We start from the raw sequence: 12,645 nt of genomic DNA, 5'->3' as shown, positions 1-12,645 counted from the left end.
TGGGGCATGCCCTCTCCGCATTGGTCCGCCCCCGTCGCGCACGCCCCGGTGGACGCCGTGGTCCCGCTGCCCGGCTCGAAGTCGATGACGAACCGGGCGCTGGTGCTGGCCGCGCTCGCCGCCGCGCCCGGCCGGATCGTCCGGCCGCTGCGCAGCCGCGACACCGACCTGATGGCCGCCGCGCTGCGCGCGCTCGGCACCGGGGTGGCCGAGGACGGCGATGACTGGCTGGTCACCCCGGGTGAGCTGCGCGGCCCGGCGAGCGTCGACACGGGCCTGGCCGGGACGGTGATGCGGTTCCTGCCGCCGGTCGCGGCGCTCGCCGCCGGAGAGGTGTCCGTGGACGGCGACCCGCGCGCCCGGGAGCGGCCGATGGGCCCGATCATCACCGCGCTGCGGGCGCTCGGCGCCGGCATCGACGACGGCGGGCGGGGCGCGCTCCCGTTCACCGTGCGCGGGACGGGATCGGTGGACGGCGGCGCGGTTGTGATCGACGCGTCCGGGTCGTCCCAACTGGTGTCGGGGCTGCTGCTGGCCGCGCCGCGCTTCGAGAAGGGCGTGGAGGTCCGGCACGAGGGCCCGCCGGTGCCGTCCGGCGCGCACCTGGCGATGACCGTCGAGATGCTCCGCGAGGCGGGCGCGGTGGTCGAGGCCGAAGAGAACGTCTGGCGGGTGGCCCCCGGCCCGCTGCGGGGCCGCGAGTGGGTGATCGAGCCCGACCTGTCGAACTCGGCGCAGTTCCTCGGCGCCGCGCTCGTCACCGGCGGGCGGGTGACCGTGCCGGGCTGGCCCGCGCGGACGACGCAGCCGGGCGACGCCCTGCGCGGCCTGCTCACCGAGATGGGCGCGGAGGTGTCGCACGGGCCGGACGGCCTGACCGTGCGGGGCCCCGCCGGCGGGTTCCGCGGCCTGGAGGCCGACCTGCACGAGGTCGGCGAGCTGACCCCGGTGCTGGCGGCGCTGTGCGCGCTGGCCGGCTCGCCGTCCCGGCTGACCGGCATCGCGCACCTGCGCGGGCACGAGACCGACCGGCTGGCCGCGCTGGTCACCGAGATCAACGGGCTGGGCGGCGACGCCGCCGAGCTGCCGGACGGGCTGGAGATCCGGCCCCGTCCGCTGCACGGCGGCGTGTTCCACACCTACGACGACCACCGGATGGTGATGGCGGCGGCGGTGCTCGGACTGGCCGTTCCCGGCATCGAAGTGGAGAATCCGGAGACCGTGGGCAAGACTCTTCCGAACTTCACTCGGTTGTGGGCGTCCCTGCAGGCGCCCGCCTGACGGCAGGGGCGGACACTGGCTCGACGAGCACACGACTACGACGAGGACGACGTCCGGGTGCGGCCCGGGCGCCGCGGGTCGCGGCCGCGCACCCGCCGCCGTCCCGCGCACGAGGACGCCTCCCCCGGCTTCGTGACGGCCGTGGACCGGGGCCGCTACCGCTGCCTGGTGGACCCGGGCACCGACGACGAGCGCGCCGTGACCGCGATGCGCGCCCGCGAGCTCGGCCGCAAGGGCGTGGTCGTGGGCGACCGGGTGGCGGTGGTCGGGGACGTGTCCGGCGCCGCCGACACCCTCGCCCGGATCGTCCGGGTGGAGCCGCGCACCTCCTCGCTGCGCCGCACCGCCGACGACACCGACCCGTTCGAGCGGATCATCGTCGCGAACGCCGACCAGCTCGCGATCGTGACCGCGCTGGCCGACCCGGAGCCGCGCCCCCGCATGATCGACCGGCAGCTCGTCGCCGCCTACGACGCCGGGATGGACCCGCTGCTCTGCCTGACCAAGGCCGACCTCGCCGGCGCGGAGGCGCTGGTCGCCGAGTACGCGCCGCTCGGCGTCCCGTACGTGGTGACCCGGCGCGGCGGCGGCCTCGACGAGCTGCGCGGCCATCTGGCGGGGCGCACCAGCGTCCTCGTCGGGCACTCCGGCGTCGGCAAGTCGACGCTGGTGAACGCGCTCGTCCCGGACGCCGAGCGCGCGGTCAGCCATGTCAACGCGGTGACCGGCCGCGGCCGGCACACCTCCTCGTCGGCGATCGCGCTGGAGCTGCCCGGCGGCGACGGCTGGATCATCGACACCCCGGGCGTGCGGAGCTTCGGGCTGGCGCACGTCGACCCGGGGAACGTGATCAACGCGTTCGACGACCTGGCCGAGGGCGCCGCCGAGCGCTGCCCGCCGCACTGCGACCACTTCCAGGACGACTGCGGCCTGGACGGGTGGGTCGCCGACGGGCACGCCTCGCAGTCCCGGCTGGACTCGCTGCGCCGCCTGCTCGCCAGCCGGGAGGCGGACGCCGAATAGCCGGGCCTTGCCCGTGGGTTGCTCGCTTCTTCCCCGCGCATTGCCCGCGACGGCCGCCGCCCGCGTCGGTAAGGTCCCCTTCATGCCTCAGTTGATCGCGGCGCGGTACGAGCTCGTGGAGGTGCTCGGCCGGGGCGGGATGGGCGCCGTCTGGCGGGCCCGCGACCGGACGCTGGACCGCGAGGTCGCGGTCAAGGAGGTGACGCTGCCGCAGGGCCTGGACGAGGCGCAGGTCGAGCGGCTGTACGCGCGGACGTTCCGGGAGGCGCGGTCGGCGGCGCGGCTCGACCACCCGGGCATCGTGACGGTCCACGACGTCGTCGAGGAGGACGGCCGGCCATGGATCGTCATGCAGTTCGTCCGGGCGGAGTCGCTGGACCGGGTCCTCAAACGGGAGGGGCCGCTGCCCCCCGCGCGGGTCGCGGCGATCGGCCTCGACCTGCTGGACGCGCTCGGCGCCGCGCACGCGGCCGGGGTCGTGCACCGCGACGTCAAGCCGGGGAACGTGCTGCTGCCGGGCGGCCGGGCCGTCCTCACCGACTTCGGGATCGCGACCGTGGCGGGCGACGAGACCCTCACCCAGGCGGGCGCGATCGTCGGGTCCCCCGCGTACCTGGCGCCCGAGCAGGCCCGGCACCAGAAGGCGACCCCGGCGTCCGACCTGTGGTCGCTGGGCGGGACGCTCTACGCCGCCGTGGAGGGGCGCCCGCCGTTCGCGCGGCCGGACGTGTGGGGCGTGATGGCCGCCGTCCTGTCCGACGACCCGGACCCGCTGCGCCTCGCCGGGCCGCTGGCGCCCGTCCTGCACGGGCTGCTGCGCAAGGACCCCGCGCAGCGGATCGGCCCCGACGAGGCCCGGCGGCTGCTCCGCCGGGCCGCCGACGCCGCGCCGCAGGCCATCGCGCCCGGCCCGCCGCCGCACGACATCACGCTGCCGCCGGCCGGCACCGCCCCGACGGCTCCCCCGCCGCCGCCCCCGCCGCGGCGGCGGGTGCCGTGGCCGCTGATCGTGCCCGCGGGCGTCTTCGCGGCCGCGCTCGCCGTCGCCGTCATCGTGGTGGTCATCTTCACCAGCAACGGCAACGAGCAGAGCCCGAGCGGCCGGGCCGGCACCTCGACGTCGGGAACGCCGTCGTCGGCGTCGTCCGCGCCCTCCTCCCCGCCCGCCGACTACCGGATCTACCGCGGGTCGAGCTTCGTCGTAGCCGTCCCCAAGGGGTGGAAGGAGGAGGCCGAGGGCGACGACGTGACGTTCACCGACGAGACGAAGGGCGTGACGCGGGGGCTGGCGTTCCAGCGCCTCGGCTCGTCCTTCCAGAGCCCCGGTGACGGCCTGGCGGCCGCGATCGGCCAGATGAAGAGCGACACGGGGGCGTATCCCGACTTCAAGCAGGAGAGCTTCGAGCGGAGCGTCCCGTACAAGTACGGGCCGGCGGCCGAACTGCAGTTCACCTTCACCAAGAACGGCACGCCCGGCCGTGCCCGCGTGCGGGTGTTCGAGTCGGGCGGCGTCCTCTACCAGGCGCTGCTGGCGACCGACCAGGCGCACTGGGACGAGAGCGTCACCTACTACGAGACGTTCCTGCAGAGCCTCACCATGAAGTCCTAGCGGAGCAGCCCGGCCGCCCCCCGGACTTACCCGCGCGACTCCTCGAACAAGGTGCGGGCCTTGGCCTCGGCCTCGTTCAGCGCCTCGACGTGCCGGGGCGCGAGCTCCTCCACGCAGCGGGTCATCTCCTCGGTGACGTGGCTGAACGCGGTCTCCTCCGCGCCGCGCAGCGCCGCCCGCACGGTCGCCGACCGGGCGCCGAGCGCGGACCACTCCAGCTCCAGCCGCGCGACGGCCTCGTCGAACGCCCGGGACGTCTCGGCGCCCGCGCTCTTCAGCTCGCCGGGGACCGGCCCCCGGCCCGCCTTGCGGGCGTGGCCCGACAGCGTCGAGATGCGGCTCGCCAGCTCCAGGCCCTCGCGGGCCAGCGGCAGCACGTCGTGGATCAGGTCGGTGACCGCCTTGGCCAGCTCCTCCACCCGCGTCAGCAGCGTCTGCGTCGCCGCCTCCAGCGCCTTGGAGGTGCGTTCGGCGACGCGTGCGGCGACGTCCTCCTGCTGCCGGGACAGGACGGGCACGACGTCGCGGTCCAGCAGCCGGCGCAGCTCGCGCTCCCGCGCGCCGCGGTCGCCGGGACCGGCGCGGCCGGCCCAGTCCGCCCAGACCCGCTCGATGCGCTCGGCCCCGGACGCGGCGATCTCCGCCGTGACCTCGTCGAGGGCCTCGCCCACCCGGGCCTTCAGCCGGTCCACGCGCCCGTAGAGGGCCTCGCGTTTGAACGGGTCGTTGAGCTCGTTGAGCTGCGCCTGCAACCGGCGGGAGACGTCGATCGCGTGCTCGGCGAGGGGGACGAGGCGGTCGGCGAGCTCGTCGAGCGTTTCCGCCCGGCGCGGGTCGGTCAGCTCGGCCACCCATGCGGGAAGGTCGTGCGCCATGGCCCCCATGCTGCCACCACCCGCCCCCCGAAACCGGCGATCGCGGCCCGGCGCGCCACGTCCGGATGCCGGAAAAGCCGGTACGGCACGGACGGGTGTGTCCGGGCGGGGGCGATCAGGGTAGCGTTGCACGCCGTGGCGGGCTATTCCGATGACCTTCGTCTCGCGCATGTGCTGGCGGACGGGGCCGACGACATCACGACCAGGCGTTTCCGCGCCCTCGATCTCGACATCGAGACCAAGCCGGACCTGACGCCGGTCAGCGACGCCGACCGCAGCGTGGAGGAGCAGATCCGCGGCACGCTGAAGCGGGCCCGCCCGCGGGACGCGGTCATCGGCGAGGAGTACGGCAAGACGGGCTACGGGAACCGCTGCTGGATCATCGACCCGATCGACGCGACGAAGAACTTCGTGCGCGGCGTGCCGGTGTGGGCGACGCTGATCGCGCTGATGGAGAACGACGAGATCGTGGTCGGCGTGGTGTCGGCGCCCGCGCTGAACAAGCGCTGGTGGGCGGCCCGCGGCGGCGGCGCCTGGACGGGCCGCAGCCTCACCCGCGCCACCCGGATGAACGTGTCGTCGGTGGGCGACCTCGCCGACGCGTCGCTGTCGTTCTCCAGCCTGAGCGGCTGGGAGGAGCAGGGCCGCCTCACCCAGTTCCTCGACCTGACGCGGTCGGTGTGGCGGACGCGGGCGTTCGGCGACTTCTGGTCGCACATGATGGTCGCCGAGGGCGCGGTCGACATCTCCACCGAGCCGGAGGTGTCGCTGTGGGACCTCGCCGCCCTCCAGGTGATCGTGGAGGAGGCGGGCGGCATGTTCACCGACCTGTCCGGCGTCCCGGGCCCGGACGGCGGCAGCGTGGTCTGCTCGAACGGCAGGCTGCACGCCGACGTCCTGCGCGCCCTGGGCGGCGGTCAGCTGTCCCTGCGCATCTGACCTGCGCATCTGACCCGCGCGTCCGACCTGCGCATCCGACCCCCGCGAGCCGGGCATACCCACTCCGGGGCAGATCACCATGGCCGTCCGCTCACCATGGCCATCCGCCAACTCGCGACATATCGTGGAACAAACCGTCACGGGACGGTCGTTCTCTCGGTAGAAGCCCGGAGGTGCAGGTATGGGAACGAAGGTTGTCTACGTCATCGGCGGTGTGGTGGTCTCGCTCATCGCCCTCAAGATTCTCGGCCCGCTCATCGCCCTCCTCATCGTGCTGGGCGTCGTGGCGCTGCCCGTCGTCGGCTACATGATGCTCGACCCCTCGCAGCGCAGGCGGGTCCGGGCGCAGGGCCGCAAGCGGCTCGGGAGCTGAGGCCCGGCGCCCGTTAGGGTGCGGGGGTGGCGGAAACACGGGTCGGGGTCGTCGGCGCGGGGATCCTCGGGCTGGCGATCGCGCGCCGGCTGGCGGAGACGCGTCCCGGCGTCCGGGTGACGGTCCTCGACAAGGAGGACCGCGTCGCGGCCCACCAGACGGGCCACAGCAGCGGCGTCGCCCACGCGGGCCTGTACTACGCGCCCGGCTCGCTCAAGGCGACGCTGTGCAGGCGCGGGATCGGGCTGCTCAAGGAGTACTGCACCGACCGGAACCTGCCCTACGAGGAGTGCGGCAAGGTCGTCGTGGCGCGCGACGCGTCCGAACTGGCCGCGCTGGACGAGATCGAGCGGCGCGCGACCGCCAACGGCGTCCCGGGCCTGCGCCGCCTGACGGGCGGCGGGCTGCGGGAGATCGAGCCGCACGCCGCCGGGGTCGCGGCGCTGCACTCCCCCACCACGGCGATCGCCGACTTCCCGGCGGTCGCCCGCGCGTTCGCCGCGGACGTCACCGCGGCCGGCGGCGAGATCAGGCTCGGCTTCGAGGTCGTCCGGCTCGGCCGGGCCGGCGACCGGGTCACGGTCGCGTCCCCGCACGAGGAGCTGGTCTTCGACCGCCTCGTCGTGTGCGCGGGGCTCCAGTCGGACCGGGTGGCGCGCCTGGCCGGCGACGCGCCCGCCCCGGCGATCATCCCGTTCCGGGGCGAGTACTACCGGCTCGTCCCGTCCCGGACGGACCAGGTCCGCGGCCTGATCTACCCGGTGCCGGACCCGCGCTACCCGTTCCTCGGCGTGCACTTCACGCGGCGCGTGGACGGCGGCGTGGACATCGGCCCCAACGCCGTCCTGGCGCTGGCCAGGGAGGGCTACCGGCGGCGGGACGTCCGCCCCGGCGACGTGTGGGAGACGGTCCGCTGGCCCGGCTTCCGCCACCTGGCGCGGCGGCACTGGCGGACGGGCGCGAAGGAACTGTACGGGTCGGCGGTGAAGCGGGCGTTCGTCGCCGAGGCGCGCGGGTTCGTCCCGGCGCTCACGGCCGCCGACGTCGTCGCGGCGCCCGCCGGGGTCCGCGCGCAGGCGGTGGACCCCGACGGCTCGCTCGTCGACGACTTCCGCATCGGGCGCGTCGGACCGGTCGTGACGGTCCGCAACGCCCCGTCCCCGGCGGCGACGTCCTCCCTCGCCATCGCCGAGCACGTGGTCGAGCGGCTCTAGTCCCAGAGCTTGCGGACGTCGCCGCGCGGGTCGGCGGCGGTCGCGTCGCCCGGCCCGTCGAACGTCCGCACCAGCCGCGCGGACGGGTCGAAGCGCTCCCAGCCGGGATCGCCGGAGGCCGCGAAGTCCACCCAGTGGCGGTGCATCCGGTCGGCGAGGGCCTGCGGCGGGTTCGGCCCGGTCAGCCCCTCCTCCTCGGCGGTCAGGTTGTCGAACACGAAGCCCAGTTCGAGGGCGTGGCAGGCGCCGAGGCCGTGGTTCGGCGACCGCCACGCGAACTCGTACATCCAGGTGCGGCCGCCGGCGGCGGCGTGCCCGGCGGCGGCGCGGTTCGCCGGGATCCGGAACAGGTGGTCGGTGATGATCGTCGCCATCAGCTCGCCCGCCGTCATCTCCGGGTACCGGTCCCGGTAGGCGCCGGGCAGCCCCGCCGGGACGCCCATCCCGGTGGTGACGAGGCCCACGACCTCGTCGGTGAGCTGGTCCGCGAGGCCGGTCGGCATCAGGAAGAACCGGAACTCCTCGGAGGTGTAGCCGATGAGGAGGTCGACGTCGCGGCCGGCGCCGGCGGCGATCGCGTCCTCGGGCCGCCGGGCGAGCAGCGCGCCGTCCAGCACCGGGGTGAGGGACATGCCGCCCGCCGCGGTGGTGGCGCCCCACCGGCCGGGGTCGGGGACCATCGAGACCTCGGCGGCGACGGACGACTGCGCGGGCAGGATCGCGGCCGGGTCGAGCGCCGCGAACGCCTCCGCGGTCGGCTCGATGCCGAGCCGGGCCGCCATCTCCTTCGTGACGAGCATGGCGTCGTCCGGGTCCTGCGCGATGCTGCCGGCGCCGCTCTGCGCGATCGCGCGCCGGAACAGCCCGAGGTCGAGGGAGAGCAGGGTGGTGACGCTCATCCCGCCCGCCGACTCGCCGAACACGGTGACGTTTCCCGGGTCGCCGCCGAAGGCCGCGATGTTGTCGCGCACCCACTCCAGCGCGGCGATCTGGTCGAGCAGCCCCCGGTTGAGCGGGGCGCCCGGCAGGTTCGCGAAGCCCTCGACGCCGAGCCGGTAGTTGACGGTCACGCAGACGACGCCGTCGCGGGCGAAGTTGCGCCCGCTGTAGACGGGCACGGCGCCGGACCCGTTGCGGAACGCGCCGCCGTGGATCCACACCATCACGGGCAGCCCGGCGGCCCCCGGCTCGGGTGTCCAGACGTTCAGGTTGAGGCAGTCCTCACCCGGGATGTCGGGGTCGGGCAGCAGCGCGTCGTACGGCTTGGGGTAGCCGGGCTTGGGCGCGGTCGGCCCGTACTCGAAGGCGTCGCGGACGCCGTCCCACGGCTCCGGCGGGCGCGGCTCCCGGAAGCGGTTCGGCCCGAACGGGGGCGCGGCGTAGGGGATGCCGAGGAAGGCGGTGACGCCGTCCCGCGTCCTGCCGCGCACCTTTCCGTGGGACGTCTGGACGACCGCCTCCATGCCGCGCCTCCGGTTCTAGAACGAAGTTCGATGACCAGAGCGTACGGGACGGACGGCGGTGGCGGAACGCCCCGTCACCCGTTCCGGGGCGCGGGGCGGAGCATCCGGGTGAGGTAGTCGCGGGCGAAGGCGCGGATGGCGTCCTCGTCGTCCAGCCGCAGGCCACCGCCCGGCACGAGCAGCAGCGACACCGCGAGCCGCAGCAGCACCTCGGCGACGGTGCCGTGGTCCTGCGCGTCGCCGGGGCGGGCGCGGCGCAGCCGCTCGGCGAGGATGTCGCGGGCGGCGAGCATGACCGCGCCGCCGTTCATGCTGAGCTGCGGCAGGAACGCCTCCGGCTCGCTCTCCAGGACGCGCGTCATCAGCGGATGGGTGCGGGCGCTGCGCAGCCCGACCACGAACCCCTCCACGACGGCCTCCTCGGCGGACCCGAGGTCCTCGGTGGCCTCGGCGATCGCGGTGAGGAACCGGTGGCACTCGCGCAGGATGACCGCCTGGAGCAGCTGCTCCTTGTTGCTGAAGCGCCGGTAGATGGTGGTGCGCGCGACCCCCGCTCGCTTGGCGACGTCCTCGACGCTGACCCTGCGCAGCCCGTAGGTCTCGAACTCCGCGAGCGCGGCGTCCAGGATGCGGGTGTCGAGGTCGTCGGCCCCGGTGTCGGGCTCGGACAGCCGCGCGAGCAGCTCGTCCGAGGTCGTCGCGTCCATCGTCATAGCCGCACCCTAGCCGGATCGGGCACCCGGGCCGTGCCCGCCGGATGCTACACAGATACAATAATCGTCGCTCTGTACTTCTGTCTCACACTCGCGGCGGTGCACATGACGGACCAGGCCGAGACGCAGCCCCCGGCCCCGCTCGGACCGGGCTCGCTGACCTGGCGCTACTTCGGCGACACCCGGATGGTCCTCGTCGGGCCGCGGGCGGCCGTCCTGCAGAACATGCTCCCCGCGCTCGGCCAGGGCGTCCTCGACCACTCGGTGTTCTTCAAGGAGACGTTCGCGCGGGTCAAACGCTCCGCCGGGCCGATCCTGGACACCGTCTACGGGGCGGAGCGGTCCGCCGAGACGGGCCGCAAGGTCCGCGACTACCACCGCGACATCAAGGGCACGATGCCGGACGGCACCCGCTACCACGCCCTCGACCCCGAGACCTACTACTGGGCGCACGCGACCTTCCTCGACAACATGCTGTACGGGATCGAGACGTTCATCCGCCCGCTCGGCGACGGCGAGAAGCGCCGCATCTACGAGGAGTCGAAGACCTGGTTCCGGATGTACGGGGTCAGCGACCGGGCCATGCCCGCGGACTGGGAGGCGTTCCAGGCGTACTGGAAGCGGATGCTGGACGAGGAGATCGTCCCCCACAAGACCGCCCGGTACGGCGTCGGCTACGTCACCAAGGGCCTGCCGCGCCCGAAGCGGGTGCCCGCGCCGGTGTGGCGCGCGGTGTCGCCGCCGCTGAACGCGGTCGCCCGGTTCATCACGGTCGGCGGCCTGCACCCCCGCATGCGCGAGCTGCTCGACCTGCCGTGGAGCGCCGCCGACGAGCGCCGCCACCGCCGCTTCGCGGCGGCCGTCCGCGCCGGCAACCGGCTGTGGCCGCTGCTGCCCGAGTCCGTCCGCTACCTCCCGCAGGCCCGCCGCGCCTTCCGGGAGGCGCGGAAGGCGCGGCGGGCCTGAGCGAGAAGGTCAGGAACCCGACCGGATTCGCGCGTCGTACTCCTTGCGCGCGTCCGGGTCGTACTCCAGGAAGATCTTGTCGAGGCCGAGGCGGCGGGAGGTCGCCTGGCGGAGCCGCTCGGGGAACAGCGCGCCGAGCCGGACCTGCGTGCCGAGCTTCTTCGGCACCGCCACCTGCGGGCGCGGCTTGCCGATCAGCTCGACGACGGCGGCGGCGATGTCCTCCGGCTCGCAGTTCTGCTGCCCCTTCGGGCTGCGCGTCCCGGCGACCAGCTCGGTGTTGGTGAACGTCGGCAGCACGGCGCTGACGTGCACGCCCCGGTCCTGCACCTCCAGCCGGGTCGCCTCGGTGAAGCCGACGACGGCGGCCTTGCTGGCGTTGTAGAGGGCGAGGCCGGGGGTGAACATCACGCCGGCGAGCGAGGCGATGTTGATGATGTGCCCGGACCGGCGCGGCAGCATCCGGCCGAGGGCGAGCTTGGTGCCGAGCATCACGCCGTGGACGTTGATGTCGATGCAGCGGCGGGCGTCGGCGTCGCTCTCGTCGGTGACCGGCCCGATCGGCATGATCCCGGCGTTGTTGATGAGGACGTCGAGCGGCCCCGCGGCCTCCTCCGCCGCGTCCAGGAACGCGGTGAACGACTCGCGGGAGGTGACGTCCACGGTGAGGCCGGTGACGCCGAGCGACGCGGCGGCCTCCCGGACGGCGGCCTCGTCGATGTCGCCGATGACGACGGTGGCGCCCTTGGCCTTGAGGGCGCGGGCGGTGGCGAGGCCGATCCCCCGCGCGGCTCCGGTGATGGCGATGACCTTGCTCATTGCTGCTCCAGGCGGTCGAGCCGGACGGGAAGCCCGTCCTTCGGCGAAGGGAGGGACGTGGTGTCCAGGGGCCATTCGTACCGCGCGGGGACGCTCCAGCGATAGCGCTGGAGGACCTGGTGCAGGATCGTCTTCACCTGCATCCCGGCGAAGTACAGCCCGATGCACTTGTGCGCGCCGCCGCCGAACGGGGCCCACGCGTACTTGTGGGCCTTGTCCTCGCGGCGCTCCGGCGAGAAGCGCTCGGGGTCGAACCGCTCCGGGTCCGCCCACCACTGCGGCATGTGGTGGTTGCTGAGCATCGGCACCACGACCATCGTCCCGGCGGGGACGTGGTAGCCGAGGATCGAGGTGTCCTTGACGACCTTGCGGGGCAGCGCCGGGACGGGTGGCAGCAGCCGCAGCGACTCCTTCATCACCATGTCGATGCCGGTGAAGGCGTCCAGGTCGGCGTAGGCCGGCTGCGGCTTGCCGAGGCCGAGGGACTCCTCCCGCAGCCGCTCCTGCCATTCGGGGAACTTGGCCAGGTAGTAGGACATCGTCGTCAGCGTGATGGTGGTGGTGTCGTGCGCCGCCATCAGCGCGAAGATCATGTGGTTGACGACGTCCTCGTCGGTGAACCGCTGCCCGTCGTCGGTCTCGGCCTGGCACAGGGCGGCGAACAGGTCGTCGCCGCCGTCGCGCCGCTTGGCGGGCAGGTGCCGGTAGAAGAACTCCTCCAGCACCTTGCGGGCCTGGAGCCCGCGGTGCCAGCGCAGCCCGGGGACGGGGAACCGCACGTAGGCCGTGCCCGCGCGGACGGCGTCGATGAAGGCGCCGTTGACCCGCGCGCGCTCGGCGTCGTCCAGGTCGACGCCCATGAACACGTCCACGGCGAGGTCGAGCGTGAGCTTCTTGATGTGGTCGTACACCTTGAAGCCGGGCCCGGGCTCCCACGCCTCGACGCCCTTGACGATGCCGGGCGCCATCGCGTCCATGTAGGCGCGCAGCCGGGCGGGCGTGAACGCCTGCTGCATGATGCGGCGGTGGTGCAGGTGCTCCTCGAAGTCGAGGAGCATGATGCCGCGCTTGAAGAACGGCCCGATGTAGTAGCTCCACGCGGGCCCGCTCGCGAACGCCTTGTCCCGGTTGACCAGGACGACCTCGGCGGCCTCGGGCCCCTGGACGGTGCAGGTGCGCTGCCCGAGCAGCCAGCCCCACGCAACGGGCCCGTACTGGTCGTAGCGCTTGCGGGCCATCCCGATCGGGTCGCGCATCACGGCGAGCGTGCTGCCGATGTAGGGGACGCCGGGCACGCCGGGGACCGGTTTCAGGCCGCTGCCCTGCGGCGGCGGCGCGAGGACGCTCGTCATGAACCCTCCGGGACGCGT

Annotated in this window: 12 protein-coding genes; 7 read left to right on the top strand and 5 right to left on the bottom strand. The window is 74.1% G+C overall.

What is annotated here, in order from left to right:
- The first annotated feature begins 6 nt into the window (after positions 1–6).
- The 3 genes from aroA to ACGFI1_RS09380 all read left to right on the top strand — a co-directional run bounded on the left by aroA (position 7) and on the right by ACGFI1_RS09380 (position 3,913).
- Positions 7–1,281 (top strand): 3-phosphoshikimate 1-carboxyvinyltransferase, encoded by a 1,275-nt coding sequence (gene aroA / locus ACGFI1_RS09390; protein WP_387072601.1) that lies wholly within the window; start codon positions 7–9, stop codon positions 1,279–1,281.
- A 57-nt stretch (positions 1,282–1,338) separates the two neighbouring features.
- Positions 1,339–2,304 carry a ribosome small subunit-dependent GTPase A gene (gene rsgA / locus ACGFI1_RS09385; protein ID WP_392784319.1) on the top strand — a complete coding sequence of 322 codons (966 nt, stop codon included), beginning with the start codon at positions 1,339–1,341 and terminating at the stop codon, positions 2,302–2,304.
- Between the two features lie 82 nt (positions 2,305–2,386).
- On the top strand, positions 2,387–3,913 hold the full coding sequence (locus tag ACGFI1_RS09380; protein ID WP_392784317.1) for a serine/threonine-protein kinase: 1,527 nt from the start codon (positions 2,387–2,389) through the stop codon (positions 3,911–3,913).
- A gap of 26 nt (positions 3,914–3,939) precedes the next feature.
- Here ACGFI1_RS09380 and ACGFI1_RS09375 read toward each other — a convergent pair whose 3' ends face one another.
- Entirely contained in the window at positions 3,940–4,788 is an 849-nt protein-coding gene (locus ACGFI1_RS09375) for a hypothetical protein (protein WP_392784315.1), read from the bottom strand.
- Positions 4,789–4,923: 135 nt separating this feature from the next.
- Between ACGFI1_RS09375 and hisN the strand changes: the two genes are divergently transcribed.
- The 3 genes from hisN to lhgO all read left to right on the top strand — a co-directional run bounded on the left by hisN (position 4,924) and on the right by lhgO (position 7,314).
- A complete protein-coding gene (gene hisN / locus ACGFI1_RS09370) occupies positions 4,924–5,727 on the top strand; it encodes a histidinol-phosphatase (protein ID WP_138639206.1) in 804 nt (267 codons plus the stop codon).
- Between the two features lie 181 nt (positions 5,728–5,908).
- Positions 5,909–6,100: a hypothetical protein gene (locus ACGFI1_RS09365; protein WP_392740118.1), complete on the top strand. Its 192-nt coding sequence runs from the start codon at positions 5,909–5,911 to the stop codon at positions 6,098–6,100.
- A 26-nt stretch (positions 6,101–6,126) separates the two neighbouring features.
- A complete protein-coding gene (lhgO, locus tag ACGFI1_RS09360) occupies positions 6,127–7,314 on the top strand; it encodes an L-2-hydroxyglutarate oxidase (protein ID WP_392784313.1) in 1,188 nt (395 codons plus the stop codon).
- Here lhgO and ACGFI1_RS09355 read toward each other — a convergent pair.
- Entirely contained in the window at positions 7,311–8,777 is a 1,467-nt protein-coding gene (locus ACGFI1_RS09355; RefSeq protein ID WP_392784311.1) for a carboxylesterase/lipase family protein, read from the bottom strand. The two genes, lhgO and ACGFI1_RS09355, sit on opposite strands and share 4 nt — an antisense overlap.
- A 74-nt stretch (positions 8,778–8,851) precedes the next feature.
- A complete protein-coding gene (locus tag ACGFI1_RS09350; protein ID WP_392784310.1) occupies positions 8,852–9,490 on the bottom strand; it encodes a TetR/AcrR family transcriptional regulator in 639 nt (212 codons plus the stop codon).
- Between the two features lie 105 nt (positions 9,491–9,595).
- Between ACGFI1_RS09350 and ACGFI1_RS09345 the strand changes: the two genes are divergently transcribed.
- Positions 9,596–10,456 carry an oxygenase MpaB family protein gene (locus ACGFI1_RS09345; protein WP_392740424.1) on the top strand — a complete coding sequence of 287 codons (861 nt, stop codon included), beginning with the start codon at positions 9,596–9,598 and terminating at the stop codon, positions 10,454–10,456.
- A 9-nt stretch (positions 10,457–10,465) separates the two neighbouring features.
- Here the strand turns inward: ACGFI1_RS09345 and ACGFI1_RS09340 are convergent, their stop codons facing one another.
- Both ACGFI1_RS09340 and ACGFI1_RS09335 read right to left on the bottom strand, forming a co-directional pair.
- Positions 10,466–11,275, bottom strand: a complete 810-nt coding sequence (locus ACGFI1_RS09340; protein ID WP_392784308.1) for an SDR family oxidoreductase — start codon at positions 11,273–11,275, stop codon at positions 10,466–10,468.
- Positions 11,272–12,627 carry a cytochrome P450 gene (locus tag ACGFI1_RS09335; RefSeq protein WP_301176286.1) on the bottom strand — a complete coding sequence of 452 codons (1,356 nt, stop codon included), beginning with the start codon at positions 12,625–12,627 and terminating at the stop codon, positions 11,272–11,274. Before ACGFI1_RS09335 ends, ACGFI1_RS09340 begins: the two co-directional genes overlap by 4 nt.
- Positions 12,628–12,645 lie beyond the last annotated feature (18 nt).

Origin of the sequence: Actinomadura geliboluensis (genome assembly GCF_043197915.1) — a bacterium.
Taxonomy (GTDB): Bacteria; Actinomycetota; Actinomycetes; order Streptosporangiales; family Streptosporangiaceae; genus Spirillospora; species Spirillospora geliboluensis.
This window is presented reverse-complemented; position numbering and strand designations above follow the sequence as displayed.

What these genes read in the sequence shown, in the direction of transcription:
- ACGFI1_RS09355 (WP_392784311.1), bottom strand. Translation starts at nt 8,777, where the DNA reads ATGGAGGCGGTCGTCCAGACGTCCCACGGAAAGGTGCGCGGCAGGACG.
- ACGFI1_RS09345 (WP_392740424.1), top strand. Translation starts at nt 9,596, where the DNA reads ATGACGGACCAGGCCGAGACGCAGCCCCCGGCCCCGCTCGGACCGGGC.
- ACGFI1_RS09335 (WP_301176286.1), bottom strand. Translation starts at nt 12,627, where the DNA reads ATGACGAGCGTCCTCGCGCCGCCGCCGCAGGGCAGCGGCCTGAAACCG.
- ACGFI1_RS09365 (WP_392740118.1), top strand. Translation starts at nt 5,909, where the DNA reads ATGGGAACGAAGGTTGTCTACGTCATCGGCGGTGTGGTGGTCTCGCTC.
- aroA (WP_387072601.1), top strand. Translation starts at nt 7, where the DNA reads ATGCCCTCTCCGCATTGGTCCGCCCCCGTCGCGCACGCCCCGGTGGAC.
- ACGFI1_RS09340 (WP_392784308.1), bottom strand. Translation starts at nt 11,275, where the DNA reads ATGAGCAAGGTCATCGCCATCACCGGAGCCGCGCGGGGGATCGGCCTC.
- ACGFI1_RS09350 (WP_392784310.1), bottom strand. Translation starts at nt 9,490, where the DNA reads ATGACGATGGACGCGACGACCTCGGACGAGCTGCTCGCGCGGCTGTCC.
- ACGFI1_RS09380 (WP_392784317.1), top strand. Translation starts at nt 2,387, where the DNA reads ATGCCTCAGTTGATCGCGGCGCGGTACGAGCTCGTGGAGGTGCTCGGC.
- ACGFI1_RS09375 (WP_392784315.1), bottom strand. Translation starts at nt 4,788, where the DNA reads ATGGCGCACGACCTTCCCGCATGGGTGGCCGAGCTGACCGACCCGCGC.